Here is a 674-nt window from a genome sequence, read left to right on the forward strand (position 1 = left end):
GAATTGCATGGCAAAACAACAATTAATAATGCTTTCATCGGGCTTAATGCAGAAAATAGTGGGGCAATCACAATGACGGAAGGAACTGTAACCGCTGCAAACATGGCATTGCTTGCAAAAAGTGGTGGACATATTAAGGTTGCAGATGTTGCTCTAACAACGATGTATGGCAACGGATACGGTGCAGCTACTACCGATCCTGATAGCTTAATTGAATTGTATGGAAATACAGCGATTAGCAATACTTTCATCGGGCTTAATGCAGAAAATAGTGGGGCAATCACAATGGCGGGAGGAACTGTAACCGCTGCAAACATGGCATTGCTTGCAAAAAGCGGTGGGCATATTAAAGTCACAGATGTTGCTCTAACAACAATAAATGGTAACTATGGCGCAGCTACCACCGATCCTGATAGCTTGATCGAATTGCATGGCAAAACAACAATTAATAATGCTTTCATCGGGCTTAATGCAGAAAATAGTGGGGCAATCACAATGACGGGAGGAACTGTAACCGCTGCAAACATGGCATTGCTTGCAAAAAGCGGTGGGCATATTAAAGTCACAGATGTTGCTCTAACAACAATAAATGGTAACTATGGCGCAGCTACCACCGATCCTGATAGCTTGATCGAATTGCATGGCAAAACAACAATTAATAATGCTTTCATCGG

The 674-nt window shown here is 42.4% G+C and carries 1 pseudogene; it reads left to right on the plus strand.

The features are described from left to right. A pseudogene (locus tag ACFINC_RS10965) lies at positions 1-674 on the plus strand (hypothetical protein); the annotation flags it as partial.

This window comes from Bartonella sp. AP58NXGY, from assembly GCF_042195785.1.
Classification (GTDB): domain Bacteria; phylum Pseudomonadota; class Alphaproteobacteria; order Rhizobiales; family Rhizobiaceae; genus Bartonella.